General features: G+C 61.1%; 1 protein-coding gene. It reads right to left on the bottom strand.

What is annotated here, in order from left to right:
• Positions 1–147: 147 nt before the first annotated feature.
• The gene (locus B4C31_RS03415; RefSeq protein WP_291531344.1) at positions 148–864 is read right to left on the bottom strand and encodes a DUF4190 domain-containing protein; all 717 of its coding nucleotides are present in this window, start codon (positions 862–864) and stop codon (positions 148–150) included.
• Positions 865–924 lie beyond the last annotated feature (60 nt).

The raw sequence follows: 924 nt of genomic DNA, 5'->3' as shown, positions 1-924 counted from the left end.
AACCAACTGAGCTACGGGGCCGTGGTGTTCTCTGAACGAGAAGCCGAATAGAAATATTACTCAGAATGACAAAGTATGCAAGTCTCCGCGTGTCTCGTTGGAATTCCGCGGTTGTGCGCCCATGTCATCCGGCTCGCGGGTGTCCGTTCAGTCCACGAGTTCCATCGTGATCGGAGCCGATCCCTGCGCGGTCTGCCAGGCTCCGACCCAATCGCCCTGCGTGGAGCGGGCGAATTCGTCAAGGTACTCCGGCAGACTGAAATCATCGGGCAGGTCGCGCGTATCCATGCAGGTGCCGTCTTCGAAGCAGATCTGCCCGTCGTACTGGGAGAGGCTGTCGTCGTCCCACACTTCGGGGTGCTCGTCGATGTAGTCGAAGGTGAATCCGATCACCCAAACCGCGAACGCGATGCAGGCCACCAGGAACAGCGTGCCCAGCGCACTGATCGCAATGCCCGCAATGGACATGCCCTTGCTCTTCTCGTGGGATTTGTTGATTTGGACCAGGGCGACGATCGAGAGGATCAGGCCGATCGGCGGGATGATGAATGCGCATACGAATCCGGCGATGCACAGGCCGTTCCATCTGTCGGTCTGCGCGGGCTGTCCGTAGTAGTAGCCCTGGGTGTACGGGGCCGTATACGGGGCGTTGTAGGAGGTTCCGTACTGCGCGTTGTATGGTTGCTGAGCGTACGGGGCACCGTATGCGGGCTGCTCGGGCGGTGTCTGGCCGCCGTTCGTGTACGGCTGGCCCTGGTACTGCCCATAGGTCTGCTGCGCTTGCTGGGGCTGCTCGGGGGAACCGTACTGCGGGGAGGTGTGCTGATCGTCCGGTTGCGGGATATATGGATTGGTTGCCGTCATGGTTCCAGTCTACCCGCAGGACCTGCATATACGGGGGCGGGGTGCGACCCGCGATGGGTC

Origin of the sequence: Bifidobacterium sp. UBA4282, assembly GCF_002394995.1 — a bacterium.
GTDB classification, from domain to species: domain Bacteria; phylum Actinomycetota; class Actinomycetes; order Actinomycetales; family Bifidobacteriaceae; genus Bifidobacterium; species Bifidobacterium pullorum_B.
The sequence above is the reverse complement of the archived record's forward strand: the minus strand, read 5'-3'. Positions and strand labels throughout refer to the sequence as shown.